General features: G+C 71.0%; 24 protein-coding genes and 1 pseudogene. 8 read left to right on the top strand and 17 right to left on the bottom strand.

The features are described from left to right. Window positions 1-30: 30 nt before the first annotated feature. On the bottom strand, window positions 31-705 hold the full coding sequence (locus SCWH03_RS24950) for a Crp/Fnr family transcriptional regulator (protein WP_017947815.1): 675 nt from the start codon (window positions 703-705) through the stop codon (window positions 31-33). A 324-nt stretch (window positions 706-1029) separates the two neighbouring features. On the opposite strand from SCWH03_RS24950, the gene SCWH03_RS24945 reads away from it, so the two are divergent. The 4 genes from SCWH03_RS24945 (at window position 1030) to SCWH03_RS24930 (ending at window position 4480) form a co-directional block, all read left to right on the top strand. Then, a complete protein-coding gene (locus SCWH03_RS24945; protein WP_173266488.1) occupies window positions 1030-1320 on the top strand; it encodes a hypothetical protein in 291 nt (96 codons plus the stop codon). 60 nt (window positions 1321-1380) lie between these two features. Beyond that, window positions 1381-2211 carry an endonuclease III domain-containing protein gene (locus SCWH03_RS24940; RefSeq protein ID WP_254077003.1) on the top strand — a complete coding sequence of 277 codons (831 nt, stop codon included), beginning with the start codon at window positions 1381-1383 and terminating at the stop codon, window positions 2209-2211. A 241-nt stretch (window positions 2212-2452) separates the two neighbouring features. Continuing rightward, entirely contained in the window at window positions 2453-3166 is a 714-nt protein-coding gene (locus SCWH03_RS24935) for an NUDIX hydrolase (protein WP_173266622.1), read from the top strand. A gap of 114 nt (window positions 3167-3280) precedes the next feature. Then, window positions 3281-4480, top strand: coding sequence for a MarP family serine protease (locus tag SCWH03_RS24930; protein WP_173266620.1), 1200 nt, complete (start codon window positions 3281-3283; stop codon window positions 4478-4480). A gap of 327 nt (window positions 4481-4807) precedes the next feature. On the opposite strand, the gene SCWH03_RS29405 is transcribed toward SCWH03_RS24930, so the two are convergent. From SCWH03_RS29405 to acs, 5 genes are all read right to left on the bottom strand, one after another. Continuing rightward, on the bottom strand, window positions 4808-4987 hold the full coding sequence (locus tag SCWH03_RS29405; protein ID WP_254077002.1) for a hypothetical protein: 180 nt from the start codon (window positions 4985-4987) through the stop codon (window positions 4808-4810). A gap of 314 nt (window positions 4988-5301) precedes the next feature. Then, entirely contained in the window at window positions 5302-6264 is a 963-nt protein-coding gene (locus SCWH03_RS24925) for an alpha/beta fold hydrolase (RefSeq protein WP_173266619.1), read from the bottom strand. Further along, window positions 6261-6764, bottom strand: a complete 504-nt coding sequence (locus SCWH03_RS24920; RefSeq protein WP_254077001.1) for a phage holin family protein — start codon at window positions 6762-6764, stop codon at window positions 6261-6263. Before SCWH03_RS24920 ends, SCWH03_RS24925 begins: the two co-directional genes overlap by 4 nt. 39 nt (window positions 6765-6803) lie before the next feature. Continuing rightward, a complete protein-coding gene (gene nhaA, locus SCWH03_RS24915; protein ID WP_173266617.1) occupies window positions 6804-8201 on the bottom strand; it encodes a Na+/H+ antiporter NhaA in 1398 nt (465 codons plus the stop codon). A 218-nt stretch (window positions 8202-8419) separates the two neighbouring features. Further along, the gene (gene acs / locus SCWH03_RS24910; RefSeq protein ID WP_173266615.1) at window positions 8420-10375 is read right to left on the bottom strand and encodes an acetate--CoA ligase; all 1956 of its coding nucleotides are present in this window, start codon (window positions 10373-10375) and stop codon (window positions 8420-8422) included. An 880-nt stretch (window positions 10376-11255) separates the two neighbouring features. Here acs and SCWH03_RS24905 point away from each other — a divergent pair. After that, on the top strand, window positions 11256-12689 hold the full coding sequence (locus SCWH03_RS24905) for a polysaccharide deacetylase family protein (protein ID WP_254077000.1): 1434 nt from the start codon (window positions 11256-11258) through the stop codon (window positions 12687-12689). Here the strand turns inward: SCWH03_RS24905 and SCWH03_RS24900 are convergent. Further along, window positions 12667-13662 carry an ATP-binding protein gene (locus tag SCWH03_RS24900; protein WP_173266613.1) on the bottom strand — a complete coding sequence of 332 codons (996 nt, stop codon included), beginning with the start codon at window positions 13660-13662 and terminating at the stop codon, window positions 12667-12669. The genes SCWH03_RS24905 and SCWH03_RS24900 overlap by 23 nt on opposite strands. Window positions 13663-13764: 102 nt before the next feature. On the opposite strand from SCWH03_RS24900, the gene SCWH03_RS24895 reads away from it, so the two are divergent. Continuing rightward, window positions 13765-14589 carry a Fic family protein gene (locus SCWH03_RS24895; protein WP_173266612.1) on the top strand — a complete coding sequence of 275 codons (825 nt, stop codon included), beginning with the start codon at window positions 13765-13767 and terminating at the stop codon, window positions 14587-14589. A 430-nt stretch (window positions 14590-15019) separates the two neighbouring features. Here the strand turns inward: SCWH03_RS24895 and SCWH03_RS24890 are convergent, their stop codons facing one another. After that, complete coding sequence (locus tag SCWH03_RS24890) at window positions 15020-15877, bottom strand: HAD family hydrolase (protein ID WP_173266610.1); 858 nt, start codon at window positions 15875-15877, stop codon at window positions 15020-15022. Between the two features lie 556 nt (window positions 15878-16433). Between SCWH03_RS24890 and ssd the strand changes: the two genes are divergently transcribed. Both ssd and SCWH03_RS24880 read left to right on the top strand, forming a co-directional pair. Beyond that, a complete protein-coding gene (gene ssd / locus SCWH03_RS24885; RefSeq protein WP_371872771.1) occupies window positions 16434-17570 on the top strand; it encodes a septum site-determining protein Ssd in 1137 nt (378 codons plus the stop codon). After that, window positions 17567-18145, top strand: a pseudogene (locus SCWH03_RS24880) (ATPase, T2SS/T4P/T4SS family); the annotation flags it as partial. The gene ssd and the pseudogene SCWH03_RS24880, both read left to right, overlap by 4 nt. A gap of 363 nt (window positions 18146-18508) precedes the next feature. Here the strand turns inward: SCWH03_RS24880 and SCWH03_RS24875 are convergent. From SCWH03_RS24875 to SCWH03_RS24840, 9 genes are all read right to left on the bottom strand, one after another. Further along, window positions 18509-18958, bottom strand: coding sequence for a hypothetical protein (locus tag SCWH03_RS24875; RefSeq protein WP_254076999.1), 450 nt, complete (start codon window positions 18956-18958; stop codon window positions 18509-18511). A gap of 77 nt (window positions 18959-19035) precedes the next feature. Further along, window positions 19036-19167 (bottom strand): hypothetical protein, encoded by a 132-nt coding sequence (locus tag SCWH03_RS29695; RefSeq protein ID WP_272491124.1) that lies wholly within the window; start codon window positions 19165-19167, stop codon window positions 19036-19038. A 227-nt stretch (window positions 19168-19394) separates the two neighbouring features. Continuing rightward, window positions 19395-19658: a hypothetical protein gene (locus SCWH03_RS24870; protein WP_173266606.1), complete on the bottom strand. Its 264-nt coding sequence runs from the start codon at window positions 19656-19658 to the stop codon at window positions 19395-19397. Beyond that, entirely contained in the window at window positions 19655-19852 is a 198-nt protein-coding gene (locus tag SCWH03_RS24865) for a hypothetical protein (protein ID WP_173266486.1), read from the bottom strand. The genes SCWH03_RS24870 and SCWH03_RS24865 overlap by 4 nt, the downstream gene beginning before the upstream one ends. Before the next feature lie 87 nt (window positions 19853-19939). After that, window positions 19940-20782, bottom strand: coding sequence for a helix-turn-helix domain-containing protein (locus tag SCWH03_RS24860; protein ID WP_173266604.1), 843 nt, complete (start codon window positions 20780-20782; stop codon window positions 19940-19942). Beyond that, window positions 20779-21312 carry a DUF6879 family protein gene (locus SCWH03_RS24855; RefSeq protein ID WP_173266602.1) on the bottom strand — a complete coding sequence of 178 codons (534 nt, stop codon included), beginning with the start codon at window positions 21310-21312 and terminating at the stop codon, window positions 20779-20781. The genes SCWH03_RS24860 and SCWH03_RS24855 overlap by 4 nt, the downstream gene beginning before the upstream one ends. Before the next feature lie 2 nt (window positions 21313-21314). Then, entirely contained in the window at window positions 21315-21515 is a 201-nt protein-coding gene (locus SCWH03_RS24850; protein ID WP_173264480.1) for a hypothetical protein, read from the bottom strand. A gap of 280 nt (window positions 21516-21795) precedes the next feature. After that, the gene (locus SCWH03_RS24845; RefSeq protein ID WP_254076998.1) at window positions 21796-22026 is read right to left on the bottom strand and encodes a hypothetical protein; all 231 of its coding nucleotides are present in this window, start codon (window positions 22024-22026) and stop codon (window positions 21796-21798) included. Between the two features lie 20 nt (window positions 22027-22046). After that, window positions 22047-22277, bottom strand: a complete 231-nt coding sequence (locus tag SCWH03_RS24840) for a holin (RefSeq protein ID WP_173266600.1) — start codon at window positions 22275-22277, stop codon at window positions 22047-22049. Between the last annotated feature and the right edge of the window lie 11 nt (window positions 22278-22288).

Below are 22288 nucleotides of genomic sequence, written 5' to 3'. Positions count from 1 at the left end.
ACCGTACGGTTTGCGCGGTGGGGCCGGTGACTAACGGGAACGCTTGGCGAGGCGCTCCACATCGAGCAGGATGACGGCTCGTGCCTCCAGGCGGAGCCAGCCACGCTGGGCGAAGTCGGCGAGCGCCTTGTTCACGGTCTCGCGGGAGGCGCCGACGAGCTGCGCCAGCTCCTCCTGGGTCAGGTCGTGGACGACGTGGATGCCCTCCTCCGACTGCACGCCGAAGCGGCGCGAGAGGTCGAGGAGCGCCCGGGCGACACGGCCGGGAACGTCGGAGAAGACCAGGTCGGACATCTGGTCGTTGGTCTTGCGGAGTCTGCGGGCGACCGCGCGCAGCAGGGCGGTGGCCACCTCGGGGCGCGCGTTCAGCCAGGGCTGCAGGTCGCCGTGGCCCAGGCCGAGGAGTTTGACCTCGGTGAGAGCGGTGGCGGTGGCGGTGCGCGGACCGGGGTCGAAGAGGGACAGCTCGCCGATCAGCTCGCCGGGGCCGAGTACGGCCAGCATGTTCTCCCGGCCGTCGGGCGAGGTGCGGTGGAGCTTGACCTTGCCCTCGGTGACCACGTAGAGGCGGTCGCCCGGGTCACCCTCGTGGAAGAGCGCGTCGCCACGGGCGAGCGTCACTTCACTCATCGAGGCGCGGAGCTCCGCGGCCTGCTCGTCATCGAGCGCCGCGAAGAGCGGGGCGCGCCGCAGAACGTCGTCCACGAGTTCTCTCCTTGTCGACCTGCTCAGGGGACGGTGATCCCATGATGCCGCACCGCAAAACAGTGCGATCGATCACAAGGACCCGGCACAAGTCTGACGCACCTGCCTCTCCCACAGTGCCTCAGGGGCCGATTCGCGTGGTGATGGGCCATGGCCGGGGCAGATGTCCGTGGTGGCCCTTAGGCTGGCCGGGTGTCCAATTCGCCGGTGAGAGCACAGGCTGAGGGGGCCGTCAGAGTGGCAGGGGATGAAAATTCCGCTGTGGGCGAACGTGATTCGCACATTCCGACAGATGTAGCAAAAACGAAAAATAGGACTGGTTTCATGGCTTCCCCGAAGACACCGCGGACAGCCGCGCGGAAGAAGGCTGCGGCGAAGACGGCTGCCGCGGAGTGGTCCGAGGCCGGGACGTCCGCGCAGGCAGCGGACTCGTCGAAGGGCACCGCCAGGAAGAAGGGGAAGTCCGTGGCCGGGAAGCCCCGTGCCACCGCGGGGCCCACCGCAGGGCGGTTCGGGCTCACCGTGGACAGCGAGGCGGAGCGGGTTCGGCTCGACCGCCCAGACAACCCCGTGCCCATCGCCGGCGGGCCGTCGAACCCCCTCAGCGGCCCGTGAGCGGCCCCGTTCGTGTGCTTCCCCCCGTGGCGCATGAGCGGGGCCCGTAGGCTGGCCGGCATGGCGGAAGAGACCCGGCTGGCGATGGTTCGGCGGGCGCGGAAGATCAACCGTGCTCTAGCCGAGGTGTACCCCTACGCACACTGCGAACTGGACTACGTGAACGCGTGGCAACTGTTGGTCGCAACGGTGCTCAGCGCGCAGACGACAGACCTGCGGGTGAACCAGACGACACCCGCACTGTTCGCCGAGTACCCCCGGCCCGCTGATCTCGCCGGTGCGGAGCCTGCCGACGTTGAGGAACTGATCCGGCCTACGGGGTTCTTCCGGGCCAAGACCCGGAGCATCACCGGCCTAGCCGCCGCCATCGTGGCCGAGCATGACGGCATGGTCCCGCGCACCCTGGCTGACATGGTGAAACTCCCCGGTGTCGGCCGGAAGACCGCATTCGTGGTCATGGGCAACGCGTGCGCCTGTGACGCTTGCCGGGCGGGCTCTGGCGACCATGGTGCCAATGTGTCGGTCCCCTTCGGGGTACCGGGCATCACCGTGGACACCCACTTCATGCGGCTCGCCCGCCGGTGGAAGTGGACCGAGCAGCAGGACCCGGTCAAGATCGAGGCAGAGATCGCCGGCATCTTCCCCAAGAGCGAGTGGACGATGCTCTCCCACCGGGTCATCTTCCACGGACGCCGGATCTGCCACGCCCGCAAACCGGCGTGCGGCGCATGCCCCATCGCCCACCTCTGCCCCTCGTACGGGGAAGGCGAGACCGATCCGGAGAAGGCGAGGAAGCTCCTCAAGTACGAGAAGGGCGGCTTCCCCGGGCAGCGTCTGAGCCCTCCGCCCGGTTACCCGGGCAAGCCCGCAGCCCCGCTGGGGTCCCGGTGACCCCTCCCGGCGTCAGCTTCCGGACGGGGCGCGGGGCACCGCATCGCCGCCGCCCGGCTCCGGCGCGGCCGTCTCACCGGGGCTTGCCGCCCTGTTCGGGCTCGTGGCCCTTGTCGTACCGGGCGGGCTCGTGGCTCTCGCCGTCCTTCCGGGCTTCCCCCTGCGCGCCGATACCGGGGCCTGCCGGGGCCCGCCGGAACGTTCCCGACCACCGCGGGCGTTGCACACCAGGGGGGTGCCCATGACACGTACGCACGGGACGCACGGGACGCACGGGACGCACGAGGGCGGCGCGCTGGTGAGTGGCGAAGGCCTGCCCGGCTGGCTGGAACCCGTCGCGCGGTCAGCCGGAACCATAGCTGCCGAGCAGCTCAGCCGTTTTCTCCCGCCCGCGAGCGGCGGAGGGCGCCAGTCCGCCGTGCTGATCCTGTTCGGAGACGGCGCCCGTGGCCCCGAACTGCTGCTCATGGAGCGGGCGACCAGCCTGCGCTCCCATGCCGGCCAGCCGTCGTTTCCCGGGGGTGCCCTCGATCCCGGTGACGGCGATCCGGTGACCACGGGGCCGCTCCGCGCCGCTCTCCGGGAGGCCGAGGAGGAGACCGGCCTCGATCCGTCCGGCGTCCAGATCTTCGGGGTGCTGCCCCGTCTGTACATCCCGGTGAGCGGCTTCGTCGTGACCCCGGTGCTCGGTTGGTGGCGTGACCGCTCCCCGGTCACCGCCGTCGACCCTGCCGAGACCGCCCGGGTCTTCACCGTGCCCGTGGCGGATCTCACGGACCCGGTGAACCGGGCCACGGCCGTCCACCCCAGCGGTCACCTCGGTCCGGCCTTCCTGGTCGAATCGGCTCTGGTCTGGGGTTTCACCGGCGGATTGATCGACCGCATCCTGCACTTCGCGGGCTGGGAACGACCGTGGGACCGTGCCAGGCAGGTCCCGCTCGACTGGCGTTCATGAGACCGTTGCCCCCGTGCCGTGTTCTCCCGGTGGTCGGTCCGGCGCCACCGGGAGCTGATCCGGGCTTCCCCTGCCGGACGGAGTGCCGGACGACGAACTGCGAGGCTGACGACGGTGAACCTGCTGGACATCCTGCTGCTGCTCGCCGCCGTGTGGTTCGCGGTCGTCGGATACCGCCAGGGCTTCGTCGTCGGCATCCTGTCGGTGATCGGGTTCCTCGGCGGTGGGCTCGTCGCCGTGTATGCGCTCCCGTTCCTGTGGGACCGGATGACGAACGGGACGGAGGTGTCCACGGCAGCCGCCATCGTCGCCGTCGTCGTCGTGATCGTCTTCGCTTCCGTCGGCCAGGCCCTCACCACCCATCTCGGCAACAAGCTGCGCCGCTACATCACATGGACCCCGGCACGTGCGCTCGACGCCACCGGCGGTGCCCTCGTGAACGTCGCCGCACTGCTGCTGGTGGCCTGGATCATCGGCCTCCTCGTGGAAGGCACGGCGCTGCCTCTGTTCGGCACGGAGGCCAGGAACTCCAAGATCCTGCACGGTGTCACCCGGGTACTGCCGGCGCAGGCGCCGACATGGTTCCAGGACTACCGGTCCATCCTTGCGCGGAACGGCTTCCCCCAGGTCTTCAGCCCCTTCGCCGACGAGCCCATCACCGAGGTGAGGCCGCCGGACCCGGCGCTGGTCGACAGCCCGGTGGCGGCCCGGGCGCAGCGGTCCATCGTCAAGGTCGTCGGTACGGCGCAGAGCTGCAACAAGGTCCTCGAGGGCACGGGCTTCGTCTTCTCCGAACGGCGGGTCATGACGAACGCGCACGTCGTGGGCGGAGTCGACGAGCCGACGGTGCAGATAGGCGGGGAGGGCAGGCGGTATGACGCGAAGGTCGTCCTCTACGACTGGCAGCGCGACATCGCCGTGCTGGACGTCCCCGACCTGAAGGCGCCGCCGCTGCGCTTCAGCGACGAGGACGCCCGCACCGGTGACAGCGCGATCGTCGCGGGTTTCCCGGAGAACGGGTCCTACGATGTCCGCTCCGCGCGGGTCCGGGGTCGCATAGAGGCCGAGGGCCGCGACATCTACCGCCGCGGCGACGTGCGCCGTGATGTCTACTCGCTGTTCGCGACGGTCCGCCAGGGCAACTCCGGCGGCCCGCTGCTCACGGCCGACGGCGAGGTGTACGGAGTGATCTTCGCCCGGTCGCTGGACGACGCCGACACCGGTTACGCACTGACGGCCGACGAGATCCGCGAGGACATCAGGCTCGGTCGCACGGCCGACCAGGAGGTCGACAGCGAGGGCTGCGCACTCTGACGCTCGCGGCGCAGGCATGCGCGACGGCCGGCGGCACACCCGTGGGGAACGTCCTCCGGGCTTCGCGTGTACCGGGGCGGCACGCCCCCCGCGGAACGCCCGCCGGGGTGTTCGTGTGTGTCGGCGCGTGCCCGTGCCGGGCACGCGCCGAGGGCCGCGCATACGCCCGCGGGGAGCGGCCCTGCCGGGTAGCCGGAAGCAGCAGGTAGCCGGAAGCAGCGGGGAGGCGGAAGGCGTCCTCGCTCCACACCGGCTGCCGCGGTCCACAGGTGTTGTCCGTCCCGTGGAGAGGTGCGGGAGCAGGGAGCGGGCGGCGCTGTGACGGCGTCAGCCGCGAGGATGGCGCAGTCGCGCCGAGACCCAGCGGGCGCGGCGGCGGAGGATGCGCGGGATCCCGAGACGAGGATCATGGCCCCGCCCCTGGGGGCCGCCCCTTTCGTCGGTGATCGGCGCGGAGGCCGAGCGGGAGTTGCGTGCTGTGTCACTGTAGTCGTGCGTCCAGCCCATACCCCGACGTGTGCCCCTGCCCCAAGGTCGGTAACCTCATCGGGGCCCGCCAATTGGCCTATGCGCCGGGCAATCCCCTTTCGCCGCACACCCGTTCGCCCCACGGCCGCATCCCGGGCAGCGGCAGGGGCCGCCTCGGTGTGCGGCGGCAGGGGCCGCTTCGCACGGGGTCACCCCTTTGTGCGGCGCCGCACCGCGGGCACCCCGGCTCCCCTGCCCCCCGATCGGGCGACCGGGGCGCGCCGGTCCGAGGGCCGCCGACGGAGGCCGGATGTCATCTGCGGGCCTGACGGCAAGTCACTTGGGGTCCCGGGTCATCGGTCGGGCTCGGGGTCCTTCAGCCAGTTGATGAGCTCGCTGGAGAACGCGACCGGGTCCTCCTCGTGGGGGAAGTGGCCGAGCCCGTCGAACAGCCTCCACCGGTAGGGGGCTTCGACGTACTGACCGGAGCCCGCCGCGCTGCGGGTGCGCATCGCCGTGTCCAGTGAGCCGTGGAGATGGAGCGTCGGCACCCGGACCGGACGCTTCATCCTCCGGTTGAACTGGATACCGTCCGGACGGGCCATCGACCGCACCATCCACCGGTACGGCTCGATCGAGCAATGCGCCGTCGACGGGATGGACATCGCCCGGCGGTAGACGTCGAGGGCCTCCTCCTCGGGCGGGCAGGGACCGGACCATTCCCTGATCAGCCGCCGCACCAGGGCGGCGTCGTCCGCGACGAGCTGACGCTCCGGCAGCCACGGCCGCTGGAAGCCCCACACATACGAGCCGGCCCGGCTCTGCGCGAAGTCGCCGAGCATCGCCGAACGCCAGCGGCGCGGGTGCGGCATCGAGGAGACCGCAAGCCGCCGTACGAGCTTGGGCCGCATCACTGCGGCCGTCCAGGCGAGGTAGCCGCCGAGGTCATGGCCGACGAGCGCCGCGTCGGGCTCGCCGAGGGACCGCACCACGCCGGTGATGTCGAGTGCCAGGTTCGCGGGGTCGTAACCCCGGGGCGTGCGGTCGCTGCCCCCGACGCCGCGAAGGTCCATCGCGACCGCGCGGAAGCCGGCGTCGGCCAACGCGGGCAGCTGGTGCCGCCATGTCCACCAGAACTGCGGGAACCCGTGCAGCAGCAGCACCAGCGGTCCGTCGCCCAGCTCCGCGATGTGGAAGCGCGCACCGTTGGCCGCCACGTCCCGATGGGTCCAGGGCCCGTCGATCCGGATGGGGCCGCCGCTTCCGTTGCCGGTGCTGCTTCCGTTGCCGACGGAGGGCGTATCGGGTGCCGTCATGCTGACGAGCGTGCCACAGATGTGGAGGGGTCCTCGGCCGCGCGGGGGTGCGGCTTGGCGTTCTGCAGTACGGCGGCCGTCTGCTTGGCCGACGCGATGGAGCGCTCCGGCGGCGTGACCTTCCTGAACTTGGTCACGGCCAGCAGCACCGCCAGGCCCGCCAGCAGCAGGAAGGCCGCTCCGACGATCAGGAACGACCAGGCGAGCCCCAGACCGAGGTTGTGGATGCCGTAGGCGGCGGCGAAGCTCAGCACCGGCAGCGAGAACAGGGTGAGGACCCCGGCGACCACGCCGGCCACGCCGCCTGTCACCCCTCGCCTGACGTCCTGCCTGAGCTCTGCCTTCACCAGCGCGATCTCGTCGTGCACCAGGGCGGACACCTCAGCGGTCGCCGTGGCCACCAGTTGCCCCAGGGACTTGTCCGCGCCGGCCAGCCGAACCGGTCCGACCACGTCGCCCGCGGCTTCGAGGGCGGTGGTCGTGCTGCCGGGGTCGCTCATCGGTGACTCCCTTGTCTCTGCTTAGGATCTGCTGTCAGATCATGCCGGACTGTCGCCGTCGGCGCGCGACGCACTCGCGGCTTCCGCCATGCGCCGGTGCTCCGCCGCCTTCTTCTCGTGGATCTCGGCCATCCGCAGGTGGTACTCCGGGTTGCCCTTCTCGTACACGTCCGGGATGCCGTCCTGGTCCTCGTCGAGATCCTCCGCGGCACACAGGGCCTGGTACTTGCGTACCCGCAGTTTCAGCAGCACACAGGCCAGCAGCGCAGCCGTCAGCGAACCGAGCAGAACGGCCGCCTTGATCTCGTCCGTCATTTCGGGGTCGCCGGCGAACGCCAGCTCACCGATGAGCAGGGAGACGGTGAAGCCGATGCCGGCCAGCGACGAGACCGCCAGGACGTCGGGCCAGGCCAGGTCCTCGTTCAGCTCGGCCTTGGTGAAGCGGGCGGCCAGCCAGGTGCCGCCGAAGATGCCGAACGTCTTGCCCACGACCAGTCCGAGGATCACGCCGAGGGTCTCGGGGCGGGTGAAGACCGCGTGCAGGGCATCGCCGGAGACGCTCACCCCGGCCGAGAACAGAGCGAACATCGGTACGGCGAAACCGGCCGACACCGGCCGCACGAGATGCTCGATGCGCTCGCCCGGCGAGTGCTCCTCGCCCTCGCGCCTGGTACAGCGCAGCATCAGGCCCATGGCGACGCCCGCGATGGTGGCATGGACGCCGCTGTTGTACATCAGCCCCCAGATGACCAGGGCCAGCGGGACGTACACGTACCAGCCGCGTACCCCCTTGCGGAGGAGCAGCCAGAAGACCAGGAGGCCGGCGAGGGCTCCGCCGAGCGCGGCGAAGTTCAGGGAGCTGGTGAAGAAGAAGGCGATGATCAGGATCGCGAAGAGGTCGTCGACGACGGCGAGGGTGAGGAGGAAGGCGCGGATCGCCGACGGCAGCGATGTGCCGATCACCGCCAGCACGCCCAGGGCGAAGGCGATGTCGGTTGCCGTGGGGACGGCCCAGCCGGCCAGAGAGCCGCCGCCGAGGGAGCTGACCAGCACATAGGTGAGCGCGGGGGCGGCCATTCCGCAGACGGCGGCGATGACGGGGAGCGCGGCGGCCTTGGGGTCGCGCAGATCGCCCGCCACGAGCTCCCGCTTGAGCTCGATACCGGCCACGAAGAAGAAGATCGCGAGGAGTCCGTCGGCGGCCCAGTGCTGGATGGACAGGTCGAGCCCGAGTGCGGCCGGGCCCAGGTGGAAGTCGGACACCGCCTGGTAGCTGGGGGCCAGGGGGGTGTTCGCCCAGAGCAGCGCGGCGATGGCGGCGGCGAGGAGGAGGATTCCGCCGACGGTCTCGGTGCGCAGGGCATCCGCCACGAAGTTCCGCTCGGGGAGCGAGAGGAGCCCGAGGAACTTACGGGGGGTGGGGGTCGGCGCTGCCACGGGTGGGAACCTCCGGTCGGTTGGGCAGGGCAAAGCACGTGCCGACCAGACTTCCCGGCGCACCTCGGTTTCCTGTTGCGTCTGCGACGCAACTCCTTACCTTACCTAATGACTTCGTCCGGGTGAACGGGGGTACGTCCGGTTGATCTTTCACCATAGGCGCAGAACGGGCACCCGGCGCGTTCGCCCCGGGTGCCCTTCGGGGCGGCCTCGCCCACTCAGTCCTCCGGGGCAGCCGTCGGCAGCCTGGACTGGATGAGGTCCATCACCGAGGAGTCGGTGAGGGTCGTGACGTCGCCGAGCCGACGGTTCTCCGCCACGTCCCGCAGCAGTCGGCGCATGATCTTGCCGGAGCGCGTCTTGGGCAGCTCGGCGACCGGCAGCACCCGCTTGGGCTTCGCGATCGGCCCGAGAGCCGCCCCGACATGGTCGCGGAGTTCGGTGACGAGGTTCTCGTCCTCGTGCGCCGTGCCGCGCAGGATCACAAACGCCACGATGGCCTGGCCGGTCGTCTCGTCGGCCGCGCCGACGACAGCTGCCTCGGCGACCTTGGGGTGGGAGACCAGGGCGGACTCGACTTCGGTCGTCGAGATGTTGTGGCCGGAGACCAGCATCACATCGTCGACCCGGCCCAGCAGCCAGATGTCGCCGTCGTCGTCCCTCTTCGCGCCGTCGCCCGCGAAGTACCGGCCCTCGAAGCGCGACCAGTAGGTGTCGATGAAGCGCTGGTCGTCGCCCCAGATGGTGCGCAGCATGGAGGGCCACGGCTCGGTGAGGACGAGATAGCCACCGCCGCCGTCGGGCACCTCGCGGCCGTCGTCGTCGACTACCGTCGCGGCGATGCCGGGCAGGGGGCGCTGGGCCGAGCCGGGCTTGGTTTCGGTGACACCCGGGAGCGGCGAGATCATCATGGCCCCGGTCTCGGTCTGCCACCAGGTGTCCACGACGGGGGCGCTGTCGCCGCCGATGTGCTTGCGGTACCAGATCCAGGCCTCGGGGTTGATCGGCTCGCCGACCGAACCGAGGAGGCGAAGGCTCGACAGGTCGGACTTCGCGGGGATGTCGTCCCCCCACTTCATAAACGTGCGGATCGCCGTCGGCGCCGTGTAGAGGATCGTCACCCGGTACTTCTGGACGATCTCCCAGAAGCGGCCCCGGTGCGGGGTGTCGGGCGTGCCCTCGTACATCACCTGCGTCGCGCCGTTGGCCAGGGGCCCGTACACGATGTAGGAGTGGCCCGTCACCCAGCCGATGTCCGCCGTGCACCAGTACACGTCGGTCTCCGGTTTGAGGTCGAAGACGGCGTGGTGGGTGTAGGCCGCCTGGGTGAGGTAGCCGCCCGAGGTGTGCAGGATCCCCTTGGGCTTACCCGTCGTTCCGGAGGTGTACAGGATGAAGAGCGGGTGTTCGGAGTCGAACGCCTCGGGAGTGTGCTCGACCGGCTGACGATCGACGACGTCGTGCCACCACACGTCACGCCCCTCGGTCATCGCGGTGTCCCGGCCGGTGCGGCGGACCACCAGCACGCGTTCGACCTGCGGGCACTGGGCGACGGCTCCGTCGATGGCGGGCTTGAGCGCGCTGGGCCCCCCGCGGCGGTGGCCGCCGTCGGCGGTGATCACCAGCTTGGCGTCGGCGTCCTGGATGCGGGAGGCCACGGCGTCGGCCGAGAACCCTCCGAAGACCACCGAGTGAGCGGCACCGATCCGGGCGCAGGCCAGCATCGCCACCGCAGCCTCGGGGATCATGGGCAGGTAGATCGCGACCCGGTCGCCGGCGCGGACGCCCAGCTCCGTCAGTGCGTTGGCGGCCCGGGAGACCTCGTCCTTGAGTTCGGCGTAGGTGAGGGACCGGCTGTCGCCCGGTTCGCCCTCGAAGTGGATGGCGACGCGGTCCCCGTGCCCGGCCTCGACATGGCGGTCCACGCAGTTGTACGCGACGTTGAGCTTGCCGTCGGCGAACCACTTGGCGAAGGGAGGGTTCGACCAGTCCAAAGTCTCGGTCGGCTCCTCGGCCCAGGTGAGCCGCCGTGCCTGCTCGGCCCAGAAGCCGAGCCTGTCCGCCGCGGCCTGTTCGTACGCCTCCGCGGTCACGTTGGCGTGCGCGGCCAGCTCGGCCGGCGGGGCGAACCGCCGCTCTTCCCTCAAGAGGTTGGCCAGGCTCTTGTTGCTCACGACATCTCCCTTTCCCAGGGCGTCCTATGTGCGTTTGTGTCCCGGGCCATAGCCCATCAGGCGGATGGCCGGGTGGCAAGGGTCGTCAGAAGAATGGTTTAGACCTATTCGGGATCCGGGGCGAGGCGGTGGTGCCCGTTTGGCGTGAGGTCGCCTGTTCCGATGGGGCGGCCCCTTCTCCCGGGCGGTGGGGGAAGGGGCCACCCGTACTCACGTACGCCACGGGGGGCTGGTTCACCCCGGTCGAGTCGGCCGCCCCACCGCCCCCTCCCGACCCTCCGGCGTCCGGCTCGGGAGGGGGCGGTGGGGCGCGGTTCCGGCGGGACTGGCGGGGCGGCCGATCCGGCACGGACGGCGGCCCTCCGGGCCTTCCGGCCGGGGTGATGGCCGTCGCGCCCGGCCGGGCGGAAGGTGGCGGTTCGACCGGGCGCCCGGGGTCCCAGGGGTGCCTGGAGTGCCTGGGGCGCCCGGTCGGTACTGGGGCGATCGCGGGTGGGCATGACTCCCGTCTCCTTCCCGTCGCCTTCCCGTCGCCTTCCCGTCTCCTTCCTGTCCCCTCCCGGGCCGCGTGGGTCGCGGGACGCGTGCGGTGCCGCGAGGTGCGGCGTGCGATGGCGGGTGCTCGCGGCGGAACGCCCGAAGTCCCGAACCGCACTCGCTCACAGTCTCTGGTTTCGGTAAATGCATCATCACACCAGATAAAAACGAAACATAAGTTTTGTGGCAAATAGGATCCTCGTTCCTTCGATCCGGTGATTAGTCATCCCGGCTCGGCCTGCCTCCCCCACTCCATGCGCTCGGGTGGGAGCTTTTTCGGGTCCGCAGTCGTATCGGCGTATCGATTCGCGCATGACCGCACACGACGGAAGAGGGTGGACGGATGCTGCCCGTCGCACGGAAGGCCGTCCTCGGTGCCGTGGCCACCGCGCTCACCGCGGGCCTCGCCGCATGCACCGGAGGAGACGGGGGGCCGGGGCTCTCCGGTGCCCTGGGGAACCGGCTGGGCCAGATCGGGGACGGCTCGACCTCGTACACCGGAACCCAGCCGGGCCTGGCGCGCCCGGAGCGGCTGCAGCCGGGCCGGAAACCGCCGCAGTTCGTGGTCTTCTCCTGGGACGGGGCGGGCGAGGACCGCGCCCGGCTCTTCGCCCGCTTCCGGGAGGTGGGCAGGAAGCAGGGCATCACGATGACCTACTTCCTCAGCGGTGTGTACCTGCTCCCCGAGGAGAAGGCCGAACTGTACGACCCGCCCCGGCACAAACGGGGCCGCTCGGACATCGGATTCAACGACACCGAGGGCATCAAGGCCACCGTCCGCGAACTGCGCGCCGCCTGGATGGACGGGAACGAGATCGGCACCCACTTCAACGGCCACTTCTGCGGGCCGGTGGGCGGCGGTGCCACATGGTCGCCCGACGAATGGAGGAGCGAACTCGACCAGGCCAGGTCGTTCGTGAAGAACTGGCGCACCAACGCAGGCCTGCCGCGCGAGCGCTCGCTGCCGTTCGACTACGACCGGGAACTCGTCGGTGCCCGCACGCCCTGTCTCGAAGGCCGCGACAACTTCCTCGCGATCGCGGCGCAGCAGGGCTTCCGCTACGACAGCAGCGGCATCAGCGAGCAGATCTGGCCGGACAGGAAGCACGGCGTGTGGGACCTCTCCCTGCAGATGGTCCCCGTGCCCGGCCGTACCTTCGAGACACTGTCGACCGACTACAACTTCATGATCAACCAGTCCGGTACCGCCAAGGGCGCCCCCAGTATGCACACCTTCTGGGGAAACCAGATGCGCGACGGACTGATCCAGGGTTTCCACCGTGCCTACCAGGGCAACCGCGCGCCGTTCATCATCGGCAACCACTTCGAGTCGTGGAACGGCGGCACCTATATGCGCGCGGTCGAGCAGGCCATGGGATACATCTGCGTACAGCGTGACGTGCGGTGTGTGTCGTTCCGCCAGCTCGTCGACTGGTTGGACGCGCAGGACCCCGAGGTGCTGAGGCGACTGCGCACGCTACCGGTCGGCCGGGCGCCGAGCAGCGGCTGGGACGACTTTCTGACCGCGGCCTCCCCCGGTTCCGACAAGCCGGGCGGCAGCCCGGTTGCCGGTCCGGCCCCCGCCCCCGGGGCGGGGACGGCCGCGCCCGGCACGGATGGAGCCGGCCAGACGGGGGGCGCATCGGTGGCCGGTGCCGGCGGGGCGAGTGCCGCCTTCGGCGGCCCCGCTGCGGTCCGGCCGGCCGGGCGCGGGTCCCTCACGGGTAGCCCGGCGCACGGCGGGCCCGCTGCGGTCAGGCCGGCTGCGGCGCGCTGAACTGCCCCGTCTGCTCCCCGAGTACGAAGCCGGGGTCGACCTGGGCGGCCAGGTCGGTCCCCGTCTTCGCGTTGCCCCAGCTCTCCGCGTTCTTCAGGTGGAAGTGCACCATCTGCCGGGTGTACCGCGCCCAGTCGCGCCGGGCGCAGGTGGCGTCGGCCGCCTGCCGCAGCGTGCGCAGCGCCGCACGATTGGGTTCCTCCAACTCCGCGAACCGCGGCGGACGGCCCTTCTCCATCGACCGCACCCAGTCCGAGTGCCCGACGGCCACGAGAAGGTCGTCGCCTACCTCGTCGCGCAGGAACCGGAGGTCGTCCGGCCCCTGGATCTTGTTGCCGACGACCTTGAGTGCGACGCCGAAGTCCCGTGCGTAGTCCCGGTACTGGCGGTACACGGAGACACCCTTGAGGGTGGGTTCGGCCACGAGGAACGTCATGTCGAAGCGGGTGAACATGCCGGAGGCGAAGGAGTCGGAGCCCGCCGTCATGTCGACCACGACGTATTCGCCGGGGCCGTCGAGGAGGTGGTTGAGGCAGAGCTCCACCGCCCCGACCTTGGAGTGGTAGCAGGCGACGCCGAGGTCCGACTCGGTGAAGGGACCGGTCGCCATCAGCCGGATCTGCCCGCCGTCGAGCCGCACCGTCCGGGCACAGGCGTCGTAGACCGGGTTGTCCTCCCGGACGCGCAGGAGCCGGGACCCCTCTCCGGGCGGCGTCGTCTTGATCATCTCTTCCGCGGACGTGATCCGCGGATTGGTCCCGCGCAGGTACTCCTTGATGAGTGCCAGGTGTGCGCCCATCGCGGGCAGTCCCCCGGCTTCCCGGTCGTCGAGTCCGAGCGCGGCGCCCAGATGCTGGTTGATGTCGGCGTCCACCGCGACGACATGGGCCTGCTGGGCGGCGAGATGGCGGATGAAGAGCGAGGACAGCGTCGTCTTGCCGCTACCGCCCTTGCCCACGAAAGCGATCTTCATGTTCACCTAAGGTAGCGGGTCGGGGGCTCGGGGTCTCCGAAGTGGGTGAAGAAGACCACTCCAACGTGGGGTGCGGGGCCGGGGCGCGTAGCCTGCCTGGTTATGAGTACGAACTCCCCCGATCCCCTGGCGGCTCTGGGCGGTCTTCCCGGGGTCGCGGATGCCGTGGACTCCGTGCGCGAGGCCGTGGACCGCGTCTACGGACACCGGGTCATGCGGCGCCGCAGCAACGAGGTCACCTCGGAGGCTGCGCTTCGCGGAGCCCGGGGGTCCGCCGCGCTCTCGGGCGCGGACTGGGCTTTGGAGGAGCTGCGCCGGCGTACGGACTTCGGGAGCGGGGAAGAGGCCCGCACCGTCGGGGCCGCGCTGCGGCTGACCGCCGAGGCGGGCCAGCTGCTGTCCGTCTGGCGGCATTCCCCGCTGCGGGTACTGGCCCGGTTGCATCTGGTCGCGGAGGGCGGAGCCGCCCCTGCGGAGGCGGTCGGGAGGCCGAGGCTCGCGGGGGAGGAGGTCCACGAGCCACTGATCGACGCTCCACTCCCGGGTGCGGAGGAGGTCGCCGGGCGGCTCGAGGGGCTCTCGCGCCTGGTTGTCGCGGGGAGTTCGGCGCCTGCGCTGGTGATGGCCGCCGCAGTGCACGGCGAGCTGCTGGCCCTGCGCCCGTTCTCCTCGGCCAACGGCCTGGTCGCCAGGGCGGCGGAGCGTATCGTCCTCGTCGGCAGCGGACTGGACCCCAAGTCGATCTGCCCCGCGGAGGTCGGCCACGCGGAACTGGGCCGCGCGGCGTACCTCAAGGCGTTCGAGGGCTATCTGTCGGGAACCCCGGAGGGGGTGAGCGCCTGGATCGCCCACTGCGGCCGCGCTGTGGAACTCGGCGTCCGGGAGTCGACGGCCGTGTGCGAGGCGCTTCAGCGCGGAGCGGCCTGACGCCGTCGGGCCGGGCCGAGGGTGCAGGGCGCGGCAGGTGTTGAAGGCCGAACACGGCAGAGCCGGCAGAGACGGCAAGTAGGCCGCAGAAGTCGGCGGATGACGCCAAGCAGACGCCGGGGCGACGGAGACAGGCGGAAGCGGGGCCCGACAAGGGCTGCGGCGGCACCGGACGGTACCGCCGCTGGCATGTCGGCCGAGTTACCAAGCGTCCTCGTGATGTTGCCCATCAGGTCGGGAACCTTGCCCGTCACCTGGTGCGGCTGGCCCGTATTCGACGGGTCGACGTCGCGTGGGTACTCGGCGTCCATGCGCGGTCCGTGGGCCTTTGTTGCGTAGAAGGTGATCCTCTCGGATGTCCCAGGTCTCGCGGGCCGTTACCTCCTTTGTACTCCGGCCGCACCGCAAGCGGAACCCCCGGCCGCACTTTTTACCCTCCCCCTCGAAGGCGGGTGCCGGCGGCAGCGCCGCGGCGCCGGCCGGCGTACCAGACGAGCCCGGCGGCGACGGCGGCTGCCCCCGCCGCAGCGGCCGCGAGGAGCGTGGGGCGCGGGGGCATGGCGAACCCCGGGATCCGCTGCTTCAGGCGCACCGGCCGGTTGAAGACGAGCACCGGCCAGCCGCGTGAGGCCGCCTCACGCCGCAGCGTCCGGTCGGGGTTGACCGCGTGCGGATGACCCACGGCTTCCAGCATCGGGACGTCGGTGACGGAGTCGCTGTAGGCGTAGCAGCGCCCGAGGTCGTACCCCTCGGACGCGGCGAGATCCTTCACCGCTTCGGCCTTGGTGGGCCCGTACGCGTAGTACTCCACCTCGCCGGTGAAGCATCCGTCCTCTCCGACCACCAGCCGCGTCGCCACCACGCGATCGGCGCCCAGGAGCTCGCCGATGGGCTCGACGACCTCGGCACCGGAACTGGAGACGATGACGACGTCGCGGCCGGCGGTGTGGTGGTGCTCGATCAGTGAGGCGGCCTCGTCGTAGATGATCGGGTCGATCAGATCGTGCAGGGTCCCGGCGACGATCTCCTTCACCTGCTCCACGTTCCAGCCCTTGCAGAGCGAGGACAGGTACTTCCGCATTCGCTCCATCTGGTCGTGGTCGGCGCCGCCCGCGAGAAAGACGAACTGGGTGTACGCCGTCCTCAGCACGGCGCGTCGGTTGATCAGCCCTCCGTGGTAGAAGGACTTGCTGAAGGTCAGTGCCGATGACTTCGCGATGACCGTCTTGTCCAGGTCAAAGAAGGCTGCTGTTCGCGGCAAGGAGTGGTTTTCCACGACGCAGAGCATATGCGCCCTCCATTCGGCGTAAGGTGGGGCGCGTGGGTTTGCCTGAGAAGGCTCTCGGGTACACCATGGAAGTCACGGATCGTTCGCGACCGTGCTAACCCGGTCCGACTCCTCCCCCCCCGAGTCGGCCGTGGGGACGACCCCCGCTCTCCCCCCCGGCGGGGGTCGTCGCATGTCCGGAGGCGTTTCGCCCGGCATCACCGCTGATTCTCCCCCTCTCGCCAGCCGGAACGCGGGGCTCCGCTACCTCCGACCTCTGGTCACTCTGCGTGAGCATAGTGCCGCGCTGGGGAAGTGACGCCGTAAGTCACCGGTATGGGCTACCGGGTTATTCACAAGCGGTGGGCTGTCCACAGTTTTCGAGCAAGATCCACACGATTTCCGGCCGTCTTGCACGGTGATTCCGCCCGTGAAGTTCACGGACCGGAGGAATCACCGGATCCCGGATCGATCCCACTCGCCGTGGGACCGGTCCGGCACGTGGGGACCGCTGCACGGCACCCCGCGAGAGTCGCCGCGGCATCGCGGCGAGAGGGGATATGTCGTGGTGGGACACATGACGGCCGGAGCGCCGGGCGCGGCCCGCGCCGACGGCGCGATGGGCGCGATGGGCGGCGACCGGCTCCGGGCCGAGCGCAGGGCCGGCCCCTTGATCATCACCGAGGACCCTGTCCTCCTCGACGACTTGCTGCGGCTCTGCGCCGCGGCAGGCGCCGAGCCGCAGGTGCACCACACGGTGCCGGAGGGCCGCGGCGGCTGGGAGGCCGCGCCTCTGATCCTGGTCGGTGACGACGCAGCCGCCCGGTGCGTCGGGGCCACCCGCCGTGGAGGGGTCCTCCTCGTCGGGCGTGATCAGGACGATCCGCGGGTGTGGCGCCGGGCGGTGGAGATCGGTGCCGACTGCGTGCTGAGGCTCCCCGACGCCGAGGGGTGGCTCGTCGACAGGATCGCCGATGTGGCGGAGGGCGTGGGCCGCCCGGCGCTGACCGTCGGTGTGGTCGGAGGACGGGGCGGATCGGGCGCGTCCACGCTGGCCTGCGCGCTCGCTGTGACAGCGGCCCGCGAAGGCCGGCGCACGATGCTCGTCGACGGCGATCCGCTCGGCGGCGGCCTGGACGTGCTCCTCGGCGGTGAGCAGAAGGAGGGGCGCCGATGGCCGGACTTCGCGGCGTCCAGAGGCCGCGTCGCCGGCGGTGCGCTGGAGGAAGCGCTGCCATCGGTACACGGGCTGCGGGTGCTCAGCTGGGACCGGGGCGACTCGGTGGCCATCCCGCCGGAGGCCATGCGATCGGTGCTCGCCGCGTCCCGCAGGCGCGGTGGCGTCGTCGTCGTGGATCTGCCCCGCCGGGTCGACGAGGGAACCGCAGAGGCACTGGCCCAGCTCGACGTGGGGCTCCTCGTGGTGCCGGGCGATCTGCGTGCCGTGGCAGCCGCGCGGCGGGTCGCCTCGACCATCCGCATGGTGCTGGGCGATCTGCGGGTCGTCGTCCGCGGGCCCTGGGGGTCGGGGCTCGACGAGCAGTGGGTTGCCGAGGCACTGCAACTGCCGCTGGTCGGTGAACTCCCCCTGGAACCAGGGCTGGCCGCCGATCTCGACGCGGGAGTTCCGCCCGGCGCCGGGAGCCGCGACCCGCTGGCCGGGTTCTGCACTGCCTTCTGGGCGCGGGTGCACAGCGATGGAGGTGCGGCGTGACAGCGGTGCTTCTCGAAGCGGTGCGGCAGCGGCTGGCGGAGAGCGGGGTCGAACCGACCCCCGCGGGGGTCGCGGCGGCGCTGCGGGCGCACGGACGGCTGCTCGGGGACGCGGAAGTGCTCGGCGCCGCCGAGGAACTGCGCTGCGAACTGGTCGGCACCGGGCCGCTGGAGCCGCTTCTCGCGGACCCCGCCGTGACCGATGTGCTGGTCTCGGCACCGGACCGGGTATGGGTGGACCGGGGCTGCGGACTCGGGCTCACGGAGGTGAGCTTCACCGACGCGGCGGCGGTTCGCCGGTTGGCGCAGCGGCTCGCTGCAGTGGCGGGGCGACGGCTGGACGACGCCAGCCCCTGGGTGGACGCGCGGCTCCCGGACGGTACCCGGATGCACGCGGTGCTGCCCCCGGTGGCCGTCGGCTCGACCTGCCTCTCACTGCGGGTGGTCAGGCCCCGGGCGTTCTCGCTGGGCGAGCTGATGGCGGCCGGGACGGTACCACCGGGCGGCGACCGGCTCTTCAGGGCACTGATCGAGGCCAGGGTCTCCTACCTCGTCAGCGGCGGCACCGGCTCCGGGAACCCCAACCATGGGCTAGGACACCACTAGCGGGTGGCTACTTTACGCGCGCCAGTAGAGCGACGCCCCAGCCGTCTGACCTGCGACTTTGCCCCGCTCTCCGGCGAGTGGGACGCGTCGCCCCTCGCGCCCTTCGAATCGAAGGTGACTGGGCAAAACGGACACGGCCGCACCCGGAGGTACGGCCGTCAGGCCCGGTCTCTCGCGCAGCAGCCAGAAGCGTGGATAAGGGACTACCGCCACGCTACGCCGCCCCACTGACAGCACGAGGCCGGATACGGCAACGCCCCCGCCGAAGCAGGGGCGTCGCAGGCGCCTCGCGGTCCGCCCGGGGGAAGGTCTGCCCGCGAGGGCCGTCTGAGGTTACGCGCGGGCGCCGGCAGCGAGGACGTTCTGCGCCTGACGCATGAGCTGGTCGTCGTCGAGGGTGAGCCGGCCGACGTGCAGCTGGTCGTAGCCGTACATGGTCTTGGCCAGAGGGACGGTGCGGTCGACGTCCAGCTTCCAGGCGGCGCTCTTCAGGTCCAGGGTGTCGGGCTTCGGCACACCGCGCCCGGACCAGCCGGTGCAGATGAGCCAGCAGGCGTCGGCGAACCCGGCGCTGTTCGAGCCGTACAGGCGCTGCGGCTCGTGCCGGGCCGCTACGTCCATCAGGGACACGTCGGGGATGCCCGGGACGGGGACGTATCCCACGATCGCGGTCTCGCCCAGCTCGCCGGCCGCGGTGTATGCGAGGACGCAGTAATTGTCAGGCCACATGTGGAGCAGGGGCAGCACCGTCACCCTGCTCGTCCCCGTCACGGTTCTTGCCACGGGCTCATCCTCTCGTCACAAAGGGGGTGGCCCGGCACCCCAATGGATGCCGGGCCGGGTGTGTCACGCGACGGTTGTCAGCGGTTGTACTGGCGGCCGTCGTCCGAGTCGCCGGTGGGCGGGTTGCCGCCCTTGCCGTCGTCCTCGCCGCCGCCGTTCTTGACCAGGTCCAGGCGATACCGCATGGTGACCTCCGGGTGTGCTGTCACCGAGGAGTCCGTCTCCTCTGGTCGTGCGCACTTGCTGAGGGCCCGCCCATGGGGGTTGGGCCCGTCCCGCCTCGGTCGCGGTACCTGCCAGGGAGAAGCGACCGGGGTGGAATTCGTGCGGTCCACTGGCCCCGGCCGGCCGGACGGGAATCCTGTGACCGGCCGGGGCCGTGGCAGCGGGCGGCCTGTAGAGATCGCCGTCGGACGCCCGCCGTACCGCCCGGGTGCTACTCCGGGCGGCGGCTCTTCGGGGCAGGGCGCAGGCCGCTGCGTTCGTTCTCCCGCACCAGCCCTGCCGCGACCGCCTGGGCCTTCTCCTCGTCGGTCGCCGACCGCAGCCGCTTGCCGCGGATCGTCGCTTCGCTCAGGAGCCCGGGCCGCGGCGCGCGGCCGTGGTGGAAACGCAGCCGGAACATGTCGTCGCCGAGGTCCATCGTGATCAGCCCGGTGCGCCCGTCGGCCAGGGAGGTGGCGTGGTCCCAGAGCTTCATGCCGTCGCCTCCAGCCGCACAGGGAGCCGGCGCTGCTCGCGGCACGGGGCGCAGGCGTACAGCGCGACCGGGGGCCCGGACTGCCGCTCGACGAGATCGACCAGGCGGGCGCTCCCGGAAGGCCCTTTGTGCCAGTGGCAGTAGCTGTGCGTGTCCGCGTGTCCGCCCGCGGCCGGCTGGATTCCCGTCTCCATGACCAGGACCGTAGGAACCGACGGCCCGCCCTGGCGCGGCGATTGCTCAGGATTGCGCGGGTCGCTCAGCGGCTTGTCAGCGGTTGCTCACGCGGGCGAGAGGTGTGCGCGGGCCCGGGCAATCAGGCGGTGCGCCCGTGCACCGTGCGCTGCGCCTTCGCTGAGGCGGTCCCACACCCGGCCGTACAGGGCGAGGTCGTCGGCCGAGTCGTACTGGAGCTCCGTGTTGATGGTCTCGACGATGACGCGCTTCTCATCGAAGATCCAAAAACCGTGCTTCGGGGTCAACCCCAGCGGGGCGCCTAGCGGGACGATCCCCAGCTCCACGGTGCTCATGCCGATCAGCCCGACGAGCCGGTCCAGTTGGCCGGCCATGACGTCGTGCGGGCAGATCAGCGCGTGGAGGGCGCCCTCCCATACGAGGACGCGGAACAGCTTGCCCGCCTCGTACAGCACCTCCTGGCGGCGCATACGGGCGGCCACGGCCTCGTCGGTATCGCGGGGGGAGCCCATCAGGTCGGCGTTCTGCAGCAGCAGGTGCCGGGCGTAGCCGGGCGTCTGGAACAGGCCCGGGATGACGGTGGCCTCGTAGCCGCGGGCGGTTGCCGTCTGCCGGTACTCCACGACGTAGCGGTCCTGGACCGGCCGGTGTCCGGTGGCGAGCTGGCGGCGCCACGAGCGCTGCTGGGACTCGAGCCCCCGGAGGCGGCTCTTCAGGTCGGCGGCGTGCTCGGGCGCGCCTGCGGCGGCGGCCCAGGCCTCGAGGTCGGCCTCCGTCGCGGTCTGCTTCCCGTGCTCCAGACGGGACACTTTCGAGGGCTGCCAGCCGAGCTGGTCGGCGAAGTCCTTCCCGGTCAGGCCGGTCTCGGTACGCAGCTCGCGCAGCCGCGCACCGAGGGCGACCCGTGCGGTCTGGTAGTCCGTGGTCACACAGACGAACGTACCTGTGCCCAGGCCTCGGCAGTAGGGACGGCCAGGGGCCAGGCAGCGTCTCGGGCTCGGCAGGCGGCGAGAACCTGCGCCTGGTCCTCGACGAGCTCCACGCCGACCGTGGTGTCGGTGTCGTCGATGTGCATGCGGACCATGGCCTGGGAGTCGAACAGCCAGAAGTCGTAGCCGGGAAGGGCGAGGCGCACGGCTTCCCCACGGGGTAGGACGCGGATGTCCTCGCCTGCGGCGATGTTGCCGGCCGCAGTGGCCATGAGGAACTGCTGTGCGTCCGTGGGCGGCTCGTCGATGATCCGCACCCGTGAGAACCGGGCGCCGGCCGCCGTCTTCTCCCGCACGTTGACGTTCCACGGGTGGTCCGGTTCGGGCTGCGGGTCGGTGCCGCGCATGAACGCCTGGAACCGGGCGCCCTGCCGGTCGGAGGCGTAGCCGCGGCGGGTCTCCAGCCGGAACGCAGTGTGCTCGAACTCGCTGAACAGGTGGGCGATCTCCTCGAAGGGCACCAGGGGCACGGTTACTCCTTGGGGGCGTAGCGGGTGAGCAGGTCCCGCGGGATGACTACGGCGGTTTCCGATACGCCGAGGTCCCGGAGCTGGGCGCGGTGCCCGGCGTCGATCTCGTCGCCCTGGACGACGAGGTCCCCGGTCTCCTCGATCTCGTAGAGGGTGGGGCAGTTGCCGTGCTCGGACGTGGTGCCGATGAAGCGGAGTGTCATGTCGTCCTCCGTCGTGGCTGGTTGGTGGCTCCAGCATGCGACGGTCGGGCGCTGACCGGTGGGTGATTGCGTCGGATTGCTCGTCCGAGCGCTAGGCGGGGTCTTGCGCGCAAGCGGGCATGACGAAAGCGCCCCCTGCCCGGTCCCGGAGGACCAGACAGGGGGCGCGTGTGTGAGGGGTGTCAGCGGCGGACGGGCGCGGCTGAGGTCTGCGGCGGAGGCGATGCTGATGACGGAGTGTCCGGTGGCGATGGCGGCGCGGATCGCGTCGTCACTCATCTCAGCGGGCCGCCAGCTGATACAGCGACAGGCCCAGCCCCACCACCGCGACCAGCGCGGCCACCGACGGCAAAGGCCACCGGGCCCGCTCTAGCAGCTCGATCCGCTGCTCGAGCTTGTCGATATCCGCCTCCGTCTGAGACGTCCGCTGCAGCGCGGTGTCCAGCCGGCCGCCCAGTGCGGCGAATCCCGCCACCACCTCGCCGCGCAGCCGCTCGAGCTCCAGCGCCACCTGGTGCTGCTCCGGCGGGGTCACGTCCGGCCCGCGGACTCGGTGATGCCCGGACCGGGCTGACCCGCGCCGGATGCGGCGATGGCGGTGAGCAGGGCGAGGGCTGCGGCGAGTCCGCCGACGGACGCGGCTTGGGCCCAGTCGACGTCGAGGATGCCGAGGCCGTCGGCGCTCGCCACGCCGAGGGTGCCCTGGGCGAAGGTGCGGATCATCCGCTCGGCGGTGGCCTTCCAGAATGCGCGAGTGAACATGGGCTGGTCTC

It is taken from the genome of Streptomyces pacificus, assembly GCF_011766325.1.
Classification (GTDB): Bacteria; Actinomycetota; Actinomycetes; order Streptomycetales; family Streptomycetaceae; genus Streptomyces; species Streptomyces pacificus.
Note: the sequence above shows the minus strand (reverse complement) of the source record. Positions and strands in the feature narration are given on the sequence as shown.